This window comes from Kovacikia sp. CALU 1929 (assembly GCF_056784235.1).
In genome coordinates, this window is sequence record NZ_JBXBCF010000096.1 from 24,687 (window position 1) to 44,580 (window position 19,894).

Below are 19,894 nucleotides of genomic sequence, written 5' to 3' on the forward strand. Positions count from 1 at the left end.
GTGAAAAAACAGGTCAAATAGTGGTTTGCTGTTTTTGAATTAGGGATTTACGAAGTCCATTAACATTCGGTCAATAGCTGCCAATTCATGATCTAAAGATTTATAGGTAGATTCAGATAGATAACCAATGTGATAAGCAATTTCAAGTTGAGTGTCTATTTCACTAATGGAGCCAATTGCGATTCGGACAAATTGAATAAATTCTGTAATCCTTCTTGCAGCTCCCTCAGCTAAATTACTAGAAATCGATACAGCCGTCCGCCGCATTTGGGATGCCAATCCATAACGTTCGTAGTCAGGAAATGAGTTTGTCACTTTATAAATTTCAGTCGCAAAATCAATACTTCTCTGCCAAACCTCCAGCTTTCTATGTGGTTTTTCCATTGCTTCAATCTCCTTTGCTCCTCACTCCACCCTGCGGAAACGCCAAAGACGAACACTCTTCACCCCTCATCCCTCACTGCTTATCCTTTCACTGCCCCTGCCGTTAAGCCTTGAATGATTTGTCGCTGGAAGAAGAGTACCAGTATTACCAGGGGAAGGGTGCCCACCACAGTAGCGGCGGCGATCGGACCATAGGGAATTTCAAAGGTTGTGGTGCCGCCAATTTGGGCAGAGGCAACTGGAATCGTTTTCATGGTTTCTTCAGTAATGAAGGTGAGGGCAAAGATGAATTCATTCCAGGAAAAGATGAAAGTGAGAATGCCGGTCGTCACCAGGGCAGGGAGTGTGAGCGGCATGACAATTTTGATTAGCATTTGCAAGGTGCTGTATCCATCCACTCGGGCAGCATCTTCCAGGTCTTTAGGCAACTGTTCGTAAAAACTCCGCATGACCAGAATGGTGAGGGGCAGGTTAATGGCGGTGTAAGGGATAATCAGAGCCAGGTAGCGGTTGCCCAGATTAAACGCTTGAACAATTTCTAAAAGTCCCTGGAGCAAAAGAATGCTGGGAAATAGCGTAATTAGCAAAATACCCGCCTGGATAATTCTGCCCCCCAGGGGACGGAGACGTGCCAGGGCATAGGCAGCAGGAGCACCAATCACCAGACAGGTAATAGTTGAAGCGACCGACACAAAAGCACTGTTAAAGATATACCGAACAAATGGACGACGGGTGAATAACTCAATGTAGTGATCAAGCGTCAACCGAGTGGGAAAGTAAACATTGGGGATGGCGGAAATGTCTTCATTCACCTTAAACGAGGTCAACACCTGCCATAGGATAGGCGCAAGGCAGAAGACCACGATCGCTACCACCACCAGCCAAAAAAGTATTGCTCCCAACGTTAATCTACGAGGTCTTGCTGGAGGGGACTCTGAAGCAATGGGAATGTTGGAATCGAGAGTGGTGCTCATGGGGGAGAGATTTGAGTTGAAAGTTTTGAGTTGAAAATTGAAAGTTTTGAGTTTTGAGTTGAAAGTAAAGAGTTTTAAGTGGGTAATTGAGAGTTGAGAGATTTCAGCTTTCGGGATTACAGGCTATTGACCAGTGACGAACGACGAATGACCAATGACCAATGACTAACAACTCCACCCTGCGGGAACGCCGTAAGCGAACACCCCACACCACACACTCCTCACACCGTTTTGGATCGGTAACGGGAAATCAAATAGGCACAAATCAAAACTGCGATAATTAGTAGCAGAAAGGTGACAACAACCATTGCCGCACTGTAGCCAAAGTCCAGATAGCGCATGGCAGTGGCATAGATGTAGAGGGACACCACCTCTGTTGAGCCGCCAGGACCGCCGCCGGTCATCACTGCCATCAAATCGAAGATGCCGAATGCCTGGGCAAAGCGGAACAGCATAGCAATGATGATTTGAGGCATCAGCAGCGGTAGGGTGATGCGGTAAAAGCTCTGCCAGGGAGTTGCCCCTTCCAATGCATGGGCTTCGTAAAGGTCGCCAGGGATAGACTGTAACCCTGCCAGCAGCAGAATGCTAATAAAAGGAGTCGTCTTCCAAACATCTGCAACGATGAGAGCAAGGTTTGCGGTAAAGGGGGAACCGAGCCAGTTAATCCCTTGTTGAATCAGTCCCAGGCGCAGCAGAATGTCATTGGCGATGCCGTACTGATCGTTGAAAATCCACGTCCAACCGAGGGCAATCAGAGCTGTGGGAAGTGCCCAGGGCAGGATGGCGATCGTCCGCACGACATTTCGCCCCCGAAATGCCCGGTTCAGCACCAGGGCAATCCCCATTCCCAGAATCAGTTCCAGGACAACGGTGATTACTGTAAATCGGGTTGTAATCCAAAAACTCTGCCAGAAGCGTCCGTCACCTGCAATCCGGGCATAGTTGTTCAGTCCAGCAAAGATAGGCTCTAAGCCAGTTGCCAGGTTTTGGTCAAATAGGCTGAGCCAGAGCGATCGCCCAATCGGGTAGGCAAATACCAGCAACAGCATAATGACAGACGGGATGAGCAAGTAAAGCCCAGTTCGCCGGTCCCGCGCTCGAATTGTATCGACTTTGATGGATGACATTGGGAAGTGAGGGGTGAGAAGTGGTGGTTAGTGGCTAGTGGTTAGTCATTAATCATTGGTCATTGGTCATTGGTCATTTTCAACTCTTAACTTCATCCTTTATCCTTCATCCTTCATCCTTCACGCTGCTTGATTTCTCCGTCCTGCCTCTAACAGTAGGCGGGTTTCTCTGGCGGCTTCTTGCATGGCCCGTTCAGCCGTTATTTGGTTAGTCAGGGCAGCACTCAGGTAGCGTTGCAAAATATCTGAAGCCTGCGCATACTGGGCGATCGGAGGACGTAAAACAGCCCTTTGAACCACTTCTAAAAACTGAGGGAAGTAGTTGTACTTAGCAACAATATCCGATTCAGTAAATAGATCCCGGCGGCTTGGCACGTAGCCTGCTTCCAGAATGAACTGTTTTTGGGGTCCCCCCTGAGTCAGAAACCGAATGGCTTGCAAAGCTTCTTTGCGATGCCGAGAAGTCTTTGAGATACCCAGACCCCAGCCGCCCAGACAGGAGCCGCCCTCATTTCCTTTGGAAGGGATCATCGGCATGATGCCAAGCCTCCCCTGAATCGGAGAATTGTCAGCATTGGCAAGCGACCACACGTAAGGCCAACTGCGGAGAAAAGCCGCTTCCCCATTTTGAAAAATACGCCGGGTGTCTTCCTCGATATAGGTGGTCACGCCAGGAGGAGATACCCCTTCCCGGATCGTTCCTAACAGAAATTCCACTGCCCGAATTGCCTCTGGACGATCCAGCCCTACGTCCAAAGTGTCGGGATTCACCCAATAGCCGCCAAATCCTTTCAGGACTTCAACAAACATGGCGGCTGCCCCTTCATACTGACGACCCTGCCACAGGTAACCCCACCGCACCAATCCTTTACTTTGTAAATCTTTCGAGATTTTGATTAGTTCCTCGAAGGTTTGTGGTGGTTGATAACCTGCCTTTTCCAGGAGATCAGTGCGGTAGTAAAGCATTCCGGCATCCGAACGGATGGGCAAACGATATAGCTTGTCCTGGTATTTACCTCCCTCTACATCGGGTGCAGAAAAAGCTGCCAATTCTCCCTGGGAAAACTCATCGGTTAAATCTACCAACCAGCCTGCTGCGGCAAATTTTGGGGTCCAGATCACGTCCATGTTGATCAGGTCGTAGGGGGAATCACCCAGCAGAAAGGCAGAGGTGTAAAGGTCCTCAATCAGGTTGGTCGCATTCGGTCCTTCAATGATTTGTAGTCGAATGCCCGGATTTTGCTCTTCAAAGGCTTTCACCATCACCGCATTCCAGGGAGGCACATCTGGAGCCGCCATTAATACTCTCAGGGTTATCGGCTGGGAAAGTGCATGGGCAATAATCAAACCTGCACTGATGAGGAAAAGGGCCAAAAAGCTAAACCAGCGAACTAGGCGGGATGGTTGCCAGTGTTTTTGGGGGGATGGTTTCAAACCTGAAAAGGGTGCCATGAGTCATCACAAATGACATTGTGCCGTTGAGTAAATTAGCCTTCTTCTGTAAGATTTCTACAAAAGGCTGATCTTCGATCGCGTTGCCTATGCAACAGGAAGTAGGCATAAGAATAAAAAATTTGTAGCATGAAACACATCTCTCTCTAGAATTATTTGAATCGAGAATTTTGTTAATTTTGCTCAAGAAACTAATAGTTTGTTTAATTAATTCAAGCAGTGATCCTAATTGACTCTTACTAAAGCTCTCATGAGATATTGCATATTCCCCTAAAGCAGATGGAACCTGGGGTGTATTTAGATCCAGAAGACCCAGATGAATGCTAAGAAACAAAAAAGCACGTCAAAATTAAAAACGCCTCAGACAGGTGTCTTGAGGCGTGAAATTCTTAAGCTTTTGTATTTAGAGAAAGAGTTAAAGATATTTCTCTAATGTATTTGCCAGAGTTGTCTTCGGAACTGCGCCAACGACCATATCGACTCGTTGACCACCCTTGAAAATCATCAATGTTGGAATACTGCGAATGCCATACTGACTGGCAACGCTGGGATTTTCATCCGTATTGACCTTAACAACCTTGATCTGCCCTTCGTACTGCGCTGCAATCTCATCAACAATTGGCGCAACCATACGGCAGGGACCGCACCAGGGAGCCCAGAAATCTACTAGAACTGGAACTTCACTTTCAAGAACTTCTTGCTTAAAAGTGGAATCTGTGACAGACGCGGCTGCTGACATTCTTGAAATCCTTGCCTATATCGTTTTATGGAATTCTACCATAGCGAAAACAAGGCTCTGGTGCTGAATCGTCTATACATTTAGACATATTTGGTGGCTAGGAATGACTAATGAGTAAGGTAGGTGGTGAGTAGTAAGTGTTAGAGGGGGCAGAAGAGAGAAGTCAGCAAGCAAGTCCCGCAGGTGAAATGACCCACAATACTTAACCCAAAACTCTTAACGCTCTTCAAAACTCTTAACGCTCTTCCATCACCTCTACCGATCCCTTTGGTCTCTTGCTCCCCTTTAAAGAGGAACCGCCCGAACGAAACGTTCAGGCGGAGTGTGGTGTGAGGAGTGAACGGAAACATGCGTCTCCGCTTTCTTCATTCTAAACGACCCATTTATGTTTTCCAGGGTTTCTTAAGGAGAGTGGAAAAAGTCTTAAGAATTTGATCAGAAAGTCTTGGAAGAGAATTGCAATCCTGACTTCTGGCTTCTGAGTTCTCTCCTATTTCCCCATTCCCAATTGCTGGGCTTTCTGGTAAACCTTTCCTTCAGTTAACAAGGATGGGGCAATCACTACTTCAACCTGTTGCATTTCTTTAATATCTTTTGCCCCTAAAGTGCCCATGCTGGTTTGCAGTGCGCCCAAAAGATTATGGGTACCGTCATCTAACTGAGCCGGCCCGCGTAGAATTTGCTCTAGAGTGCCCGTCGTACTAACCCGAATACGAGTACCGCGCGGCAAAACGGGGCTGGGGGTTGCCATACCCCAGTGGTACCCACGACCGGGAGCTTCCTGAGCACGGGCAAAGGGTGAGCCTATCATAACGCCATCGGCACCGCAGGCGATGCACTTACAGATATCGCCCCCAGTGATTAAACCACCGTCAGCAATGATGGGGACGTAGTTGCCAGTTTCGCGATAGTAGTCTTCGCGAGCAGCCGCACAGTCTGCGATCGCGGTTGCCTGGGGCACACCCACGCCCAGCACCCCACGTGAGGTGCAGGCAGCACCGGGACCAATTCCAACCAGCACTCCGGCGGCTCCTGCCTTCATCAGGTTGAGGGCAACCTCGTAGGTGACACAGTTGCCAAGCACCACTGGGATGGGCATCTCTTGACAGAAGTGAGCGAGGTCAAGAGGGGTGACAGATTCGGGCGACAAATGGGCAGTTGAAACAACAGTTGCCTGGACAAAGAAGAGATCGGCTTCAGCTTTAGCAACTGCCGCCCCGTATTTGAGCGCTCCGGCGGGAGTCGCACTGACCGCAGCAATTCCACCCTGCGCTTTAATATCTTGAATTCGCCGTTCAATTAATTCTGGCTTGATCGGCTCCGCATAAAGACGCTGCATCAGGGTGACAAAATCTTCCTTACCCACAGAGGCAATTTCGTCCAAAATCGGGTTGGGGTCTACGTAACGGGTCTGGATCCCTTCCAGGTTCAGTACTCCCAGTGCCCCCAGTTTGGATAGCGCGACTGCCATGCCCACGTCAACGACTCCATCCATTGCGCTGGCAATGATCGGAATTTCACGGTCAATACCGCCGATGCGCCAGTGAGTATCTGCCAGGGATGGGTCAAGGGTTCTTGGTCCTGGAGCCAGCGCAATTTCATCAATACCGTATGCTCTGCGGGCAGATTTGCCCCTTCCAATTTGAATTTCCACCGTTGTGCGTCCCCAGGTCTGCTTAGTTGATCTGCTTTAGTTAAACAAAGGCATTGAGAAACTATCCAAAAAACTTCTTGGGTTGAATACCCAGTTTTAGTAGCCCGGTCTTTTGGAATAGGCTTTCAGCCCAGTATTTAAGTTAGGGTAACAAATTTTGAAGGCAGCTTCTCAGGACGGTGACTAACTGTTGCAGGTGAACCGTTTTGTGAGTTGCCATGACAGTTAAACGGAGGCGGCTTGTGGGCACAGTCGGAGGACGAACGGCAGAGGCGAAGATGCCGGACTCAAGCAGCGATCGCCCCAGTTGCAGCGCTGTAGCAGGACTGTCTACCTGAAGGCAAAGGATCGGTGAGACGGAGGAAAGGAGGGTAAAGGCTGAAGGGGTAAAGGAATGAAGGGAAAGTTCCTGGGCAAGGGTTTGTTGGAGCCATTGGACGTTTTGCCACAGGTGATGTCGGCGTTGGGGTTCCTGCCGGATGATTTGAACCGCCGCCAGAGCAGCGGCAGTGTCTGCGGGGGATAAACCCGTCGTGTAGATCCAACTCGCAGCACGGTTTCTGAGGAAATCGATCAGGCGGTTAGAGCCTGCAACATAACCACCCAGACTACCCAGAGCTTTGCTGAGGGTGCCCATTTGAATCAGGGATCGCCCGCTACAGCCAGCGTGTTCCACACAACCTGCACCAGTTGTCCCCATAATTCCAGTCGCGTGCGCCTCGTCCACCAGGAGCATGCTGTTAAATTGCTCTGCTAAATCTAATAGCTCTGGGAGGGGACATAGATCACCATCCATGCTGAAAACGGTATCGGTCAGAATCAAACAGCGCCGGTAGCGATCGCGCTGCTTCACTAACAGGGCTTTGACACTGGCAGAATCACCATGAGGATAGTCCAGGCAAGTTGCTCCGCTGAGGATGGCACCGTTTTTTAGACTGGAGTGATTGTACTGATCGGACAAGACCAGGTCGCGTTTGCCGACCAGGGCACTGATAGCGCCCAGATTTGCCAGATAACCAGAGCTAAAGACCAGGGCATCTTCCGTCTGCTTTAGATGGGCGATCGCCCGTTCCAATTCCCGGTGCAGTTCCCGATGTCCACTAATCAGGCGAGAGCCAGTGCTGCCAGTGCCGTATTGCTGGGTAGCCGCGATCGCCGCTTGAATCAACCGCAGATCCCCTGCCAAACCCAGGTAATCGTTACTGGCAAAGTTGATAACCGACTTCCCTTCCAACGTAATGACTGCTCCAGGCAGCCCCTCAATCGTCTTAACTGAGCGATGCCAGTTGGCTCGGTGTATCGTTTCCAGTGCCGAGTCTATCCAGGCATAGGGATCAGTTGCAACACTCATCTGTCCAGCCGTTCCTCCTCGGATGGGGCTTCCTTATACCGAATTTCGGCGCTTTTACCTCTGACGGGTGGCAGACGGTCAACCAACCCCATTTCAAAGGCAATGCTGGGTAGCTGTCCGGCGTAGTAAACCCCAGGTTCAAAGACTCTTCCTGGCGTAAAGCAAAACTGCCGCAGTTCCACCAGGTCACTGGGTCCAAAAAGTCCTTGATACAGTCGGTGTTCCATTGACATCGCAAATTTTCCAACGTGCGCAAGAATTGCTATATCTACAGTCTGACCTCAATTTATTCCGCAAGCCCTTGCAGTTGCATGTAGCTAAGGAGCCAGTTGGCGATCGTTGCTCGACGGGTTTTGCGGGGCACCAGTTCGTTCACTTTGTAGCCTTCAAACCCCAGCTTTTCTTTCAGCAATTGCTTGTTCTCCGGCGGGATAGAACGGGTCAGCTTCACCGTTGCCGGACGGCTCTCAATGAAGTTGGGCGGCTCTGGATAAGCCTCCTGCCACTCAGTCGCTACGGCAGAACTATCCCACGTATTAGTGTTTGAGTTGAACTGGTAGCCCAAACAATTCCAAACAAGCGCGTTTGCTGTGACATCGTCTACCGTATCGTTGATAATGCCCCAAATGGTGTCAGTGCTCAGGGGGGGCAATGAGTTAAGCGGACTTAGTAAGGTCATACCAGGCTCGAAGATAGAGGTGCGGTATAGGGTAGGAACTAGGAGTTTGGCGTTAAGAATTTTGAGTTGGCGATACTCATTTCTTCATTCTTCACTCTAAACTGCTCTCCGGTACCCCTTACCCTGTACCTTATACCCCATACCCTACACCCTATTCCTATGGAACTGATCCGTATCCACGCTTTCGTCTCTGGCGTTGTTCAAGGAGTGGGTTACCGCTTTACAACTCAGGATGTTGCAACACAGCTTGGAGTCAGAGGTTGGGTGCGAAACCTTCCCGATGGACGGGTGGAAGCTATCTTTGAGGGACCCAAAGAACAGGTGGAGGAAATGGTGCGCTGGTGTTACCAGGGACCTCGTGGAGCAATTGTGCGGAATGTGGATGTAGAGCATGAAACACCAGAAGGGCTGAAGGGATTCGAGATTCGACGTTATTAGTAGCAAAAATTAGACCAAAAATAGCCCTGATGATTTCCCTTCCTAGACCCTGTAAAACCCCAAAAGCTCCCCCGATTAAGTCTCAAGGGATCAAGACAAAACTTGTGCCTTTGATCCTGGCGAATGTCCAGTGGAATGGCAAAGGTCGCTGGATTGAGCCATTTCTTGGATCGGGGGCTGTTCTTTTTAACATTCAACCGGATAAAGCATTGATAGCAGAAACCAATCTCTATCTCATCGAGGTTTATAAAGCAATTCAAACGGGTGAAATGTCGCCTACTTCACTCAGGAAATTTTTAGAAGGAGAAGGGGCAAAGCTAGAGTTTCAAGGTGAAGAATATTATTATGAAGTGCGTGAAAGGTTTAACACTTCAGGAGATCCATTCGACTTTGTTTTTCTGAATCGTGCTTCATTTAATGGGGTGATTCGGTTTAATTCAAAAGGGAAATTCAACGTTCCTTTTTGCAAGAAAACAGATAGATTCCGGTTGGCTTATATCACCAAAATTTGTAATCAAGTCGCCTGGGCCGCCAATATGTTACAGGGTAAAGACTGGACTTTTATTGTGCAAGATTGGAGAGAAACGCTTGCTTGCGTAACCTGTGATGACTTTGTTTATCTCGATCCGCCCTATGTTGGCAGACATACTGATTATTTCAGCAAGTGGAGCGACGCTGATGCCGATGAGTTAGCAGAAGCTATTAAAAAGCTATCCTGTGGCTTTGCTTACTCTATGTGGAAGAAAAATAAATATCGTGAAAATGAGCATTTGAGTAAACACTTCTCAAACTATCCATTTGTGACCTATCACCACCACTACCATGTGGGTTCAACAGAAAATTTGCGAAATGCAATGGAAGAGGCTCTCGTGATAAGCCCCAAATATCTAGCGTCTCATGCCTCCCGGCAAAGGCTTTAAGCGGGTACTTTAAAAGCCCAGATCCAGGTGCATTGGTATCTATTCACGCAGGATTCCGCAGGGTAGACGTGTCTATAACAGACAAGATCTGCCTCCGCAGGTTACGGAACCCCTTGATTTCCTCAGTCCACGTCGGCGGACCTGGTTCGTGTAGTCGAGGGTTTAACCGGCGAAAACTTTTCTTTACTCCTTGCAATAGCTGCCAAACCCTTTGCCCATATTTGAGTCAGAGTCGCCACACTTCACAACTCCTAATACTTTCTTCCCCCTCCACCCTTTTACCCACGCCCCCTTGATCCTTACCCCGTAAGGACTTCCAGCTTCCAGCCAATCCCCTCTCAGCCAAATTCTAAAAAAAAATTCAGAGGTTGATATGTTAGCCCGGTTAGCGGGGTACGTTACATCCAGGAGTTAGAACCAAGTACCCCGCATCTTAAAGGAGAAACCTCTCATGAAATCTGAATTCAAAGCAAAGTTCATCCAGCACCTGGCTCAAAAGAAGCAAGAAGAAGGCTTCACCCTGATTGAACTGTTAGTCGTTATCATCATCATCGGTATTCTGGCTGCTATCGCACTGCCTTCTTTCCTGAACCAGGCAAACAAAGCGAAGGAATCTGAGTCCAAGCAGTACGTAGGTTCTATGAACCGCACCCAGCAAGCTTACTTCCTGGAGAAAAACACCTTCACCAGCGATATTGGTCGTTTGGGTCTGGGTATCAAAACTGATAGCGTTAACTACTCTTACTCTATCCCAGTAGTAGGTAACTCAGGGGTCAAAAACGTGTCTTATCCCAAGAACACCACTACCCTGCGGGCACATACTGGTGGAGTTCAAATCGGTGTCACTTCTGAAGCTGCTGGAGAAGGCGAAGCAACCACCCTGGCAATTCTGTGCCAAAGCTCGAAGCCCGCTGCTGGTGACCCCGCAGGTGTAGGTTTCTCTGGTGCAACCACCAGCGCAGGTCCTAGCTGTGCTGGTACCTTTGAGCCTCTGCTCAACTAAGAGAGGGGATCATAACTCCTTGGTAGCGATTTTTCGTTAGAGGCTGATGAGAGTGGGTAGTGACTACCCACTCTCATTGTTTTTGGGAGTCTGACTTCTGTCTCTTCCCAAACCTCGCTGATTCCTGGACAATCAAGAACGTTAGTCTGCACGTAAGAGATTGAGAAATGGATCCCCAACTGGCTCAACTGTTTGTAAATGGCGTTTCGGTGGGCAGCATTATTGCCCTGGCTGCCGTTGGACTGACACTGACCTATGGGATTCTGCGGCTATCCAATTTTGCCCACGGGGATTTCATGACGTTAGGAGCCTATATGACCCTGGTAGCAAATGCGACCGGGTTAAATATTTGGCTCTCGATGATTCTAGGAATTTTAGGGACGATCGCCGGGGTGTTACTGAGTGAGAAACTGATCTGGTCTCCCATGCGCACCCAACGGGCTTCTTCCACAACGCTAATCATTATTTCGATTGGACTGGCACTGTTTCTCCGCAATGGCATCATTCTGGTCTGGGGTGGCAGCAATCAACGCTACAACCTGCCAGTTGCCGAAGCCATATCATTTCTGGGGTTGAGAATTCCTTACTACAATCTCGTGGTGATGGGAATGGCAGTACTGGCGATCGCTGCCCTTCACTACCTGTTACAAAACACTCGCATTGGCAAAGCCATGCGGGCAGTTGCCGACGATATTGACCTTGCCCGCGTTACGGGAATTAATGTGAATCAGGTCGTCATCTGGACCTGGGTCATTGCTGGTGGACTGACCGCCCTCGGTGGCGGAATGCTGGGACTAGTTCAGGCAGTGCGCCCCAACATGGGTTGGTTTTTAATCCTACCGATGTTTGCGGCTGTCATCCTGGGTGGCATTGGAAATCCCTATGGCGCGATCGCGGGTGCCCTTATCATTGGCATTGTTCAGGAAATTAGCACCTACTGGCTCCCAACGGAATACAAGCTGGGGGTTGCCCTGGCAGTGATGGTTTTAGTGCTGTTGGTTCGTCCCCAGGGTTTGTTTAGGGGAACCTTGTAGCAGATCAGGATGGGAAGGAAGAAGGCAGGAATCAGAAATCAAAAATCAGGAGCCAGAATCCAGGATTCAGAATGACTTATCCATTCTGGCTCCCAGTTTCTGGCTCCTGGATTCCTATTCCACGAAAAACCTATCTTAAATAGCCGTAGTAGTAAGCTGCCACGACAAAGTTAATCGCCAGCAGAAGCAATGCCCAACTTGCACGGAACACATAAGTGGGTTTTTTAGCTTGAGCCATGAAAACTCTCCTCGTAAGAATGGATTGACCTTCTTAAGAAATAGCAAACAGTGTCGCAATCATTCGTGAATTTCGGTTAAGAAAATGGGTGGCAGGTGATAGGTGGCAGCGGACTAAAACTCTCAACTCTCAACTCTCAACTCACCCTCCGCCTCTTCCCCCGCGTGGTAGGAACTCCGCACAAGGGGACCAGAGCGGACATGAGAAAAGCCCATTTCGTGAGCGATCGCTCCCAGATGGTCGAACTCAGCAGGTGTCCAATATCTCTGGACGGAGAGATGATCCAGGGAGGGGCGCATATACTGTCCAATGGTGAGGCGATCGCATCCGCTCGCCCGTAAGTCCACCATTGCCTCAATCACTTCGTCCTCAGTCTCTCCGTGTCCCAGCATCAGCCCAGACTTGGTGGGAATAGATGGGTCGAGTTCTTTGACGATTTGCAGAACCCGCAGCGATCGCTCATACTTTGCCCCCCGTCGTACAGGACCCTGCAAGCGGCGAACGGTTTCAATATTATGGTTATAGCAAGCAGGCTTTAGGGTAACGATGGTAGAAATTCGCTGTCGTTGCAGGTCGTCTAGTGATAGCCCTCCATCCTGCCTGCCCCAGAAATCAGGGGTTAGTACTTCTACCTGAGTGCCAGGATTGGCTGCACGAATCTGGGCGATCGTTTCTGCAAACCAACCTGCTCCCCCATCGGCTAGATCATCCCGGGCAACGGAAGTGAGTACCACGTAGCGCAACCCCAATAGCTTCACCGATTCGGCAATTTTCTCAGGCTCCTCTGGGTCAAGCGGCATGGGGGCATGTCCCTTATCTACCTGGCAAAAGGCACAGGCACGGGTACAGGTTGGACCCATTAACAGAAAGGTAGCCGTGCCCTGGGCATAGCACTCAGCCCGGTTAGGACACCGCCCTTCCTCGCAGATGGTATGGATCTGGCGTTGCTTGATAATACGCTGCACAGCAGAAAGCTCACTGGCTTTGCCCACCGGACGGCGCAACCAGTCTGGCATACTCTCAATTTCAGCCCTGCGACGGGAGGAATTTGAAGAAATTGGAGAAAAATTCGTTTCAGTGGGCATAAAGTTGGGAATAATAGCCGTTGAACAGGATAGAGAAATGGAAAAAATTGCAACGCAGGAGGTGTGAAACCGGCAACCTGGCAGCAGCCAACGAAAAGGAATCCTTCAAATTCTAAAGGATGGCAACCAGCCCATTGCTGGAACAAATTTTACAAAACTAACCGTTCTAAAACCTTAGAGGATGTTTAGAAGTACCAAAATGTCATGCTGTAGCTTGCTTTCCACCGGGTAGCAGCTCAATTCGGAGCTAAAGCCCTGGATTCTAAACCTTTGACAGGCTTTACCAACATTCCGTTTCGCTCCATTTAGAATGACAAAATCGGCTTCTAAGCCATCCTCTTGTGAGAATCATTCTGCGCTGTAGACGCTAAACTAGTTGATGCTGTGGCAAATTCAACGGTTAAACCTCACCAAGCTAGAACCCCGAAGTTTTTCCTGGGAAAAATCTCCAGTCCTCAACTTGAATCAGGTTTATCCCCAAATTCAGCCCTCTAAGTTGAACAGTTTCGATAAATTGTTAATATTTACTTCAATTTGTGGAAAAAGCCAGTTTTTCCCTTTCAGGGTTTCATCCTCCCTCCGGATCGAATAGCCGTCATGTTGAAAAACTGTGACCTTTAACCTTACTCATTCGTCTTTGCAGTCACTACCAGAGGAGTTCAGTTGTGGCAAGTCACAAGATCCTGGTCATCGATGACAGCAACGTCATCCGGAATATGGTGCGAGATATGTTGCCAAAGGGCAATTTTGAGGTGCTGGAGGCTAAGGACGGCGTTCAGGGGCTTAATCTAATCCGACAGGAGCGCCCCAACTTGATCATGCTCGATTTCTTGCTGCCTCGCATGAGCGGCTGGGAAGTTTTCCAGCAAATCCAGGCAAGCCAGGAACTCCAAACAATTCCGTTGGTGCTCATGTCTGGTCGAAAAGAAGAGGTGACAGAGAAGCTCCAGGAGCCGTTTGAGTTTTTTGAATTCGTTCAGAAGCCGTTTGATCAGAAGGAACTGATTGATGCGATTAAGACAGCGATGGCGAAGGCAAAACGCCGTCCTGCTGCGATCGCGGTGGCTGCGCCCAGCGGGACAGGTGCCCCAGCGGGAGATATCCAGGCTTTGAATGAAAAAATCGTCCGAATGCAAGCCGAGATTGACGGGCTGAAGAAGCAGATGGCTCAGATTCTGGCATTTATCAAGCAGAAGTTGAGGTAGTTACTCCTTAAAGCCTATCTGAAAAGCCCTGGTAGACTACGGCGTAAGTTGATAACCCTGGTTCAGCCAGGGCAAGGTTTGGAGTGCGAATTAGGTCAGCATATCCAGGTTTTCCCTTGTGAGTACTGGTGGCTCACCAAAGGAACTTTGCCTGGTAACCTAAACCCAGAAAAACCAATTTGCGGGGTTTTGAAAGGTTGAAATTAATCCAAAAAGTTTTCAGATAGGTGTTTAATCCAACTCACGCCGACCCTCCAGCGCTCTGGCGAGGGTTACTTCGTCTGCGTACTCCAGATCACCACCCATGGGTAGCCCGAAGGCAATTCGGGTCACACGGGTAAACGGCTTGAGTAGATGACCCACATACAGAGTGGTAGTTTCACCCTCAACACTCGGGCTAATGGCAATAATGACTTCCTCAATCTTCTGTTGACTAACCCGCCGCACTAACGGCTGGATGTGAAGCTGATCGGGACCAATCCCATCCATTGGTGAAATTAATCCACCCAGGACATGGTATTTGCCCCGATACTCGCGGGTTTTTTCCAGGGCAATCACATCCCTTGAGTCGGCAACAACGCAGATCAGGTTGTTGTCCCGGTTAGGGGCACGGCAAATCTCACAGACAGGTTCAGCAGACAGATGAAAGCAGACAGAGCAGTAGCCCACCTGCTGCTTTGCCTCCATCAATGCCATTGCCAGGGCTTTCACCTCATCCTCTGGACGTTTGAGGATATGGAGCGCCAATCTCTGAGCAGATTTGGGACCAATGCCAGGTAAATGTTGAAGTTGCTCAATTAAACGAGCAAGGGGGCGTGTGTAAACCGTTGCCGTTCCTCCAGCTATTTATAGTAATTTTAGCGTTACTCCTTACTCCTCACCCTGGTGGCCATCCCATCTGCCGCCCTCCCAGGATGTGAAGGTGGAGGTGATACACGGTTTGACCGCCGTCGGCCCCGTTGTTGATGACGATACGGTAACCGTCTGTTAGTCCTACCTGGTCTGCAACTCGTTTGGCGGTCAGTAGCAGGTGCCCCATGAGAGCGTGATCCTGGGACTCGGCATCTGCCAGTTTGGCGATGGGCTGTTTGGGAATGACAAGGATATGGACAGGAGCTTGAGGATTAACGTCTCTAAAGGCGATCGCCAGATTATCTTCGTAAACAATGTCAGCGGGGATTTCCTTGCGGGCAATTTTGCCAAAAATTGTATCGGTTGTTTCGCTCATGCTGAATGAGGGGATGGGTGAGGGGGTGGATGGGTAAGGCGGCGGATGAGTGGGTGGGTGGATGAGTAGGTGAGTGAATGGGTAAAACTTTCGCAGGGAAGCACTAGTGGTCTGTCAAGAATTATTTTTGGGTTGAAAACCCCAAACTAATCACCCCTTTCACATTCCAGACTCACAACCACAAAATTGACAAACCACTAGATGAAATTTTAGAGGGAGATGGCGGTTTTCTCACGTCGTTTTGCTACTTGTGAGGCTGTGGAGGGAAAAAGTCCCTGATTTCCAAGGGGGTGGGTTCGCCCCCTTCGACTGTCCTCTGGACAAGTCGATTAACCCACAGGTTAAAAGTTGAGCAATGAGCACAGTCGGAACCTAACCATATGACACCGCGAACAAATGTTGCCTATCGCCTGCTATTGAGCTTCTGAACGGAGACTCGATCTCTCTTAATACTCTGAAGGCGATTTAATATATCTGTATGTTCCAAACCGTTTAAATTGTTTTTGCGGTGACTTGGCTTCAGGGTTCTAGGGTTAACCTCCCAAAGTTCATACCCATTTTCCTATCTGAGGTTTCTGTGTCACAACGTAACAATTCTCGTTTCTTGTTAAGAAATGTTGCAGGCTTTTGATCCCCTTGTTAGCTTGATTTCGTGTCTAACCCGGGTTCAGACCAAGAAACCCAACGATGAGTATAGGACTCAAAGGAGGACTGTTATGTTGACCCTAGCGCTTGTTGTCTTTACTGGTTGGCTACTAGCTGCCACGATCGGAAGCTGGGCGTACTTCGCTGGTGAAGGTAGTCCAGACGATTCAAATGCGTAGATTTTCCTGTTGAAGCGCTTGGCGCTGTGTGTTCGTAATGAGTGCTGAGGGCTTCCCTGGTGAGTGATCGGGGAAGCCCTTCCTGATATAAGTGATGTAAGCTAGTGGTCTGATTGGTCGAATTTGATTCATCACTGTGGCACAGGTTGTTTTAGAGAACGTTTACAAAAGCTTTCAAAAGGGGGCAATGGATCGGAAGCAGGGAACAGGGGCAGAGTCTTTATTACTGACTGCCCATGCCCCCTCCCATCCTTTAGCTGTCCTTCGCGCCATCAACCTCACCATTCAGGATGGGGAGTTTATGGTGCTGGTGGGTCCATCGGGCTGTGGCAAAAGCACATTGTTGCGTTTGATTGCTGGATTGGAGGATCTGACGGGAGGCAATATTTATGTCGGCGATCGCCTGATCAATGACCTTCCTCCCAAAGAGCGTGACATCGCAATGGTGTTCCAAAACTACGCCCTTTATCCCCACATGACGGTATATGACAACCTGGCGTTTGGGCTGAGAAGAACAATGAAGCCGGGAAGCCAGGACGGAGTGAGAGACCAGCAGCCAGTTGGGAAAGCCTTTAATATCGCACGCGAACCGGAAATTAAGAGCTTTGAAAGGAATCAGGGGAGTCATTCATCCCGTTCATCCCTGCCACTGTGGGCAGAGAACTTTTTGATTTCTTCAACCCGGAAGTTACCCAAGGGGCTGCACTATCAATCGGAGCGGGAAAAGGAAATTGATCAGCGAGTGCGGCAGGTGGCTCAGGTGCTTCAAATTGAAGCATTTCTGAACCGGCTACCGAAACAGCTTTCGGGAGGTCAAAAGCAGCGGGTAGCGCTGGGGCGGGCGATGGCGCGATACCCTCAAGTTTTTCTAATGGATGAGCCACTGTCAAACCTGGATGCCAAGCTCCGGGCGGAGACTCGATCTCAAATCGTGAAACTTCAGCGACGGTTAGGGACAACGACTATTTATGTCACCCATGACCAGACAGAAGCCATGACTATGGGCGATCGGATTGCGGTCATGAATGCGGGACAAATTCAGCAAATTGCCTCCCCTCTGGAGTTATACAACCGTCCGGCAAACCGCTTCGTTGCGGAGTTCATCGGTTCTCCCCCCATGAACTTTTTGCCCGTCCAGTTCAAAGCTCCTCTATTGATTACCCATCCCCAATTTCGCTTGACCTTACCCGAACCCTGGGCAGGTTGTCTCCAACAATACGATGGACAAACCCTGACCCTCGGTATTCGCCCAGAGCATCTCAGTATCAGTCCCCCCGCTCCCAAAAACCTGCCGGTTCAGGTTGAACTGGTAGAGGCATTAGGCAGCGAAACCTATCTGTTTGTTCGTCTGGTTAGTTCTGACTCAGCAACGCCCTCTCTCCAGGCACGGATTGAGAGCGATCGCCCCGTCCAAATTGGCGAACAACTCTGGCTTTCCCTGGCACCGGACAGGCTTCACTTATTTGATAGTGAGACTGGGCAGGCATTGTGTCCAGATTAGGGAATGAACTCTGGCAGTTTCCCAGCCAAATAGCCTGCGATCGCTGCTACCAGAACCACAGCAATGATCATGCCAAACCCAATCCATAGGAGGGGAATTCCTCGCCAGGAGATAATCTCTAAACTGCCCGATGGCAGAAAGGTAATTTGAAACCTTGCCAGCGGCGGAAGCGGTTCAACTCCACCTGGTTCAATGGGAGAACGGAGTAGATCGGGTAAGGGAGTTTGATGGACGTGATCCAACGCAGATTGATCGAGGGATTCGTAAACGGCTATTACCCCAGTTTCATCCACTCCGATCTGATAGATGAGGGGGCGATCGCTGCTAATTTCCTGGTTCCATGCCTGGTTCAGCCGTCGCTCTAACTGTTCCACTAGTGACTGAACTTTTCCATAATCCCGTATCTCTGGTGCTGTTGCCAGTAATGAGTGGCGGGAATAGACTGTTCCAGTCGTTCGTTTGGACAGGAAACAGAGGGCGATCGCCTGAGTGGTGCCAAATGCCCCCGCCCCCAGAACCCTGGCATCCAGAGGTAACAAAAGTCCTGTCTGGGAGAGGAACAGGCTGCCTGCAAATAAACCAAATGCCAGCAAAATGGCAATCGATGGCAAAAAAATCCATCCCCAACTGGGCTTGGCATACACACGCAACACTAGCCATTGGGCGAACCCCAGCCAGAAAGCACAAAGAACCGCCAGTATGACCCCTATCAACCCACCCATCCAGAAAAGATTTTGGGACAACAGGGTCGCCAGTCTAGCAAAAATCATGTCACGCCACCCTTGTAGTGTGATCATGAACAGCACATAGCCTGCTGCGTTTGCCAGAATCCAAAGCCAGTCAGGTACATATCGGCGCAGAACCAGCCATTGGGTCGCTCCCACGATTAACCCAGAAACCAGCCCCATAACCAGTGTCCCCAGCATTCCCTGGGGTTGCCAGAATGCAGAGATGAAGGGAGTTCGGAGCGAACCTAAAATGCCTTCCACCAGTAGCCAACCGAAGCCGGTCGCCAGGACATACAGAAGTGTAAATTTAAGCCGATCAAATGGAGGAATCAAAAATTGGTGAAACTGCATCCGTTGGAGCGGTGGCATATTTGAGGAGGAACCCAGGTGCGATCGCATAAGTCATCCTTCTAAAGAGAGGTAGAGGACTTTTGCATAAGTGTTAAAGTTTGGGGTTAGAAAACAGAGTTTTGTTTGACAGAACTCTAATTTCCCCAGAGGAAGCTCAAGGAAAAACTGTAGCATCTACAGCCTCTACCTGGGGCTTTGCTAATACTTCGCAAAGTCCTGAGATCTTGGTCCCTTGACTTTTTCATAGATAGGCGGGAACTATGGCAGTAGCGGCAGTCACGTTTAGGACAATTGCTCAAGACTAAACCTCAACCCAGAAATCATTTCACTGGACACCTGACACCTACCACCTGACATCTACCGCCTACCACCTCCTATCCCGCTGTACATCCCACTTGAAAACCTTTCGGGCAACTAGATGACACAACAGAAACGAGCACTAATTACTGGCGTCACTGGACAGGATGGCTCATACTTGAGCGAACTGCTACTGGAAAAAGGCTACGAAGTCCACGGCATCATCCGTCGCACCTCCACCTTCAACACCGACCGGCTCGACCACATCTACGAAGACCCCCACAAGCTCGATGCCCGCCTGTTCCTTCACTACGGCGACCTCACCGATGGCACCACCCTGCGCCGCATCCTGGAAGACGTCAAACCCGTCGAGATCTACAACCTCGGTGCTCAGTCCCACGTCCGCGTCAGCTTCGATGCCCCGGAATATACTGTCGATACTGTCGGCATGGGCACTCTACGGGTGTTGGAGGCAGTCAGGGACTATCAGCAGCGCACGGGCATCCAGGTCCGGTTCTACCAGGCAGGCTCCTCCGAGATGTTTGGCAAAGTGCATTCGTGGAAACAACCCCATCTCGTTCTTGACGAAATAAGATGTTTTCCCCAGAGCGAATTTCTAGTTGCGGGTTTTTCTGGGCGTAATCGTTGAGTTCAACCCCCTGACTGGGTGCCTCTTTGA

At 49.6% G+C, this 19,894-nt stretch carries 21 protein-coding genes; 7 read left to right on the forward strand and 14 right to left on the reverse strand.

What is annotated here, in order from left to right; translation table 11 throughout:
• Positions 1-39: 39 nt before the first annotated feature.
• From AC1S52_RS26670 to AC1S52_RS26710, 9 genes are all read right to left on the reverse strand, one after another.
• Positions 40-384 (reverse strand): four helix bundle protein, encoded by a 345-nt coding sequence (locus tag AC1S52_RS26670; protein ID WP_482032074.1) that lies wholly within the window; start codon positions 382-384, stop codon positions 40-42.
• A gap of 80 nt (positions 385-464) precedes the next feature.
• Positions 465-1,358: a carbohydrate ABC transporter permease gene (locus AC1S52_RS26675; RefSeq protein ID WP_482032075.1), complete on the reverse strand. Its 894-nt coding sequence runs from the start codon at positions 1,356-1,358 to the stop codon at positions 465-467.
• Between the two features lie 221 nt (positions 1,359-1,579).
• Positions 1,580-2,488 carry a carbohydrate ABC transporter permease gene (locus tag AC1S52_RS26680; RefSeq protein ID WP_482032076.1) on the reverse strand — a complete coding sequence of 303 codons (909 nt, stop codon included), beginning with the start codon at positions 2,486-2,488 and terminating at the stop codon, positions 1,580-1,582.
• 120 nt (positions 2,489-2,608) lie between these two features.
• Complete coding sequence (locus AC1S52_RS26685; protein ID WP_482032077.1) at positions 2,609-3,940, reverse strand: ABC transporter substrate-binding protein; 1,332 nt, start codon at positions 3,938-3,940, stop codon at positions 2,609-2,611.
• Between the two features lie 415 nt (positions 3,941-4,355).
• Entirely contained in the window at positions 4,356-4,679 is a 324-nt protein-coding gene (trxA, locus tag AC1S52_RS26690) for a thioredoxin (protein WP_223049913.1), read from the reverse strand.
• A gap of 490 nt (positions 4,680-5,169) precedes the next feature.
• Positions 5,170-6,333: a GuaB3 family IMP dehydrogenase-related protein gene (locus tag AC1S52_RS26695; RefSeq protein ID WP_482032078.1), complete on the reverse strand. Its 1,164-nt coding sequence runs from the start codon at positions 6,331-6,333 to the stop codon at positions 5,170-5,172.
• 142 nt (positions 6,334-6,475) lie between these two features.
• A complete protein-coding gene (gene bioF / locus AC1S52_RS26700; protein WP_482032079.1) occupies positions 6,476-7,684 on the reverse strand; it encodes an 8-amino-7-oxononanoate synthase in 1,209 nt (402 codons plus the stop codon).
• Positions 7,681-7,917, reverse strand: a complete 237-nt coding sequence (locus AC1S52_RS26705; protein ID WP_482032080.1) for a hypothetical protein — start codon at positions 7,915-7,917, stop codon at positions 7,681-7,683. The genes bioF and AC1S52_RS26705 overlap by 4 nt, the downstream gene beginning before the upstream one ends.
• A gap of 53 nt (positions 7,918-7,970) precedes the next feature.
• Positions 7,971-8,363 (reverse strand): DUF1823 family protein, encoded by a 393-nt coding sequence (locus tag AC1S52_RS26710; RefSeq protein ID WP_482032081.1) that lies wholly within the window; start codon positions 8,361-8,363, stop codon positions 7,971-7,973.
• Between the two features lie 159 nt (positions 8,364-8,522).
• Between AC1S52_RS26710 and AC1S52_RS26715 the strand changes: the two genes are divergently transcribed.
• From AC1S52_RS26715 to AC1S52_RS26730, 4 genes are all read left to right on the forward strand, one after another.
• Positions 8,523-8,801, forward strand: coding sequence for an acylphosphatase (locus tag AC1S52_RS26715; protein ID WP_482032082.1), 279 nt, complete (start codon positions 8,523-8,525; stop codon positions 8,799-8,801).
• Between the two features lie 29 nt (positions 8,802-8,830).
• Positions 8,831-9,721, forward strand: coding sequence for a DNA adenine methylase (locus AC1S52_RS26720; RefSeq protein ID WP_482032083.1), 891 nt, complete (start codon positions 8,831-8,833; stop codon positions 9,719-9,721).
• Positions 9,722-10,172: 451 nt separating this feature from the next.
• On the forward strand, positions 10,173-10,724 hold the full coding sequence (locus AC1S52_RS26725; protein ID WP_482032084.1) for a type IV pilin-like G/H family protein: 552 nt from the start codon (positions 10,173-10,175) through the stop codon (positions 10,722-10,724).
• Positions 10,725-10,891: 167 nt separating this feature from the next.
• Entirely contained in the window at positions 10,892-11,758 is an 867-nt protein-coding gene (locus tag AC1S52_RS26730) for a branched-chain amino acid ABC transporter permease (RefSeq protein WP_482032085.1), read from the forward strand.
• A gap of 130 nt (positions 11,759-11,888) precedes the next feature.
• Here AC1S52_RS26730 and psaX read toward each other — a convergent pair whose 3' ends face one another.
• Together psaX and lipA are read right to left on the reverse strand one after the other, a co-directional pair.
• On the reverse strand, positions 11,889-11,996 hold the full coding sequence (psaX, locus tag AC1S52_RS26735) for a photosystem I protein PsaX (protein ID WP_482032086.1): 108 nt from the start codon (positions 11,994-11,996) through the stop codon (positions 11,889-11,891).
• A 122-nt stretch (positions 11,997-12,118) separates the two neighbouring features.
• Positions 12,119-13,081 (reverse strand): lipoyl synthase, encoded by a 963-nt coding sequence (gene lipA / locus AC1S52_RS26740; RefSeq protein WP_482032087.1) that lies wholly within the window; start codon positions 13,079-13,081, stop codon positions 12,119-12,121.
• A 665-nt stretch (positions 13,082-13,746) separates the two neighbouring features.
• Here lipA and AC1S52_RS26745 point away from each other — a divergent pair.
• Positions 13,747-14,286: a response regulator gene (locus tag AC1S52_RS26745; protein ID WP_482032088.1), complete on the forward strand. Its 540-nt coding sequence runs from the start codon at positions 13,747-13,749 to the stop codon at positions 14,284-14,286.
• Positions 14,287-14,517: 231 nt separating this feature from the next.
• On the opposite strand, the gene recR is transcribed toward AC1S52_RS26745, so the two are convergent.
• Together recR and AC1S52_RS26755 are read right to left on the reverse strand one after the other, a co-directional pair.
• Complete coding sequence (gene recR, locus AC1S52_RS26750) at positions 14,518-15,132, reverse strand: recombination mediator RecR (protein ID WP_482032095.1); 615 nt, start codon at positions 15,130-15,132, stop codon at positions 14,518-14,520.
• A 31-nt stretch (positions 15,133-15,163) separates the two neighbouring features.
• Complete coding sequence (locus AC1S52_RS26755; RefSeq protein WP_482032089.1) at positions 15,164-15,514, reverse strand: histidine triad nucleotide-binding protein; 351 nt, start codon at positions 15,512-15,514, stop codon at positions 15,164-15,166.
• Between the two features lie 960 nt (positions 15,515-16,474).
• Between AC1S52_RS26755 and AC1S52_RS26760 the strand changes: the two genes are divergently transcribed.
• Positions 16,475-17,839, forward strand: coding sequence for an ABC transporter ATP-binding protein (locus AC1S52_RS26760; protein WP_482032090.1), 1,365 nt, complete (start codon positions 16,475-16,477; stop codon positions 17,837-17,839).
• Here the strand turns inward: AC1S52_RS26760 and AC1S52_RS26765 are convergent.
• Entirely contained in the window at positions 17,836-18,966 is a 1,131-nt protein-coding gene (locus tag AC1S52_RS26765; RefSeq protein WP_482032091.1) for a hypothetical protein, read from the reverse strand. The two genes, AC1S52_RS26760 and AC1S52_RS26765, sit on opposite strands and share 4 nt — an antisense overlap.
• 370 nt (positions 18,967-19,336) lie before the next feature.
• On the opposite strand from AC1S52_RS26765, the gene AC1S52_RS26770 reads away from it, so the two are divergent.
• Positions 19,337-19,864: a GDP-mannose 4,6-dehydratase gene (locus AC1S52_RS26770; RefSeq protein WP_482032092.1), complete on the forward strand. Its 528-nt coding sequence runs from the start codon at positions 19,337-19,339 to the stop codon at positions 19,862-19,864.
• Positions 19,865-19,894: the final 30 nt, after the last annotated feature.

What these genes read in the sequence shown, in the direction of transcription:
- AC1S52_RS26770 (WP_482032092.1), top strand. Translation starts at nt 19,337, where the DNA reads ATGACACAACAGAAACGAGCACTAATTACTGGCGTCACTGGACAGGAT.
- AC1S52_RS26765 (WP_482032091.1), bottom strand. Translation starts at nt 18,966, where the DNA reads ATGCGATCGCACCTGGGTTCCTCCTCAAATATGCCACCGCTCCAACGG.
- bioF (WP_482032079.1), bottom strand. Translation starts at nt 7,684, where the DNA reads ATGAGTGTTGCAACTGATCCCTATGCCTGGATAGACTCGGCACTGGAA.
- AC1S52_RS26755 (WP_482032089.1), bottom strand. Translation starts at nt 15,514, where the DNA reads ATGAGCGAAACAACCGATACAATTTTTGGCAAAATTGCCCGCAAGGAA.
- AC1S52_RS26670 (WP_482032074.1), bottom strand. Translation starts at nt 384, where the DNA reads ATGGAAAAACCACATAGAAAGCTGGAGGTTTGGCAGAGAAGTATTGAT.
- AC1S52_RS26725 (WP_482032084.1), top strand. Translation starts at nt 10,173, where the DNA reads ATGAAATCTGAATTCAAAGCAAAGTTCATCCAGCACCTGGCTCAAAAG.
- lipA (WP_482032087.1), bottom strand. Translation starts at nt 13,081, where the DNA reads ATGCCCACTGAAACGAATTTTTCTCCAATTTCTTCAAATTCCTCCCGT.
- AC1S52_RS26685 (WP_482032077.1), bottom strand. Translation starts at nt 3,940, where the DNA reads ATGGCACCCTTTTCAGGTTTGAAACCATCCCCCCAAAAACACTGGCAA.
- AC1S52_RS26680 (WP_482032076.1), bottom strand. Translation starts at nt 2,488, where the DNA reads ATGTCATCCATCAAAGTCGATACAATTCGAGCGCGGGACCGGCGAACT.
- AC1S52_RS26730 (WP_482032085.1), top strand. Translation starts at nt 10,892, where the DNA reads ATGGATCCCCAACTGGCTCAACTGTTTGTAAATGGCGTTTCGGTGGGC.
- AC1S52_RS26705 (WP_482032080.1), bottom strand. Translation starts at nt 7,917, where the DNA reads ATGTCAATGGAACACCGACTGTATCAAGGACTTTTTGGACCCAGTGAC.
- psaX (WP_482032086.1), bottom strand. Translation starts at nt 11,996, where the DNA reads ATGGCTCAAGCTAAAAAACCCACTTATGTGTTCCGTGCAAGTTGGGCA.
- trxA (WP_223049913.1), bottom strand. Translation starts at nt 4,679, where the DNA reads ATGTCAGCAGCCGCGTCTGTCACAGATTCCACTTTTAAGCAAGAAGTT.
- AC1S52_RS26675 (WP_482032075.1), bottom strand. Translation starts at nt 1,358, where the DNA reads ATGAGCACCACTCTCGATTCCAACATTCCCATTGCTTCAGAGTCCCCT.
- AC1S52_RS26710 (WP_482032081.1), bottom strand. Translation starts at nt 8,363, where the DNA reads ATGACCTTACTAAGTCCGCTTAACTCATTGCCCCCCCTGAGCACTGAC.
- AC1S52_RS26720 (WP_482032083.1), top strand. Translation starts at nt 8,831, where the DNA reads ATGATTTCCCTTCCTAGACCCTGTAAAACCCCAAAAGCTCCCCCGATT.
- AC1S52_RS26715 (WP_482032082.1), top strand. Translation starts at nt 8,523, where the DNA reads ATGGAACTGATCCGTATCCACGCTTTCGTCTCTGGCGTTGTTCAAGGA.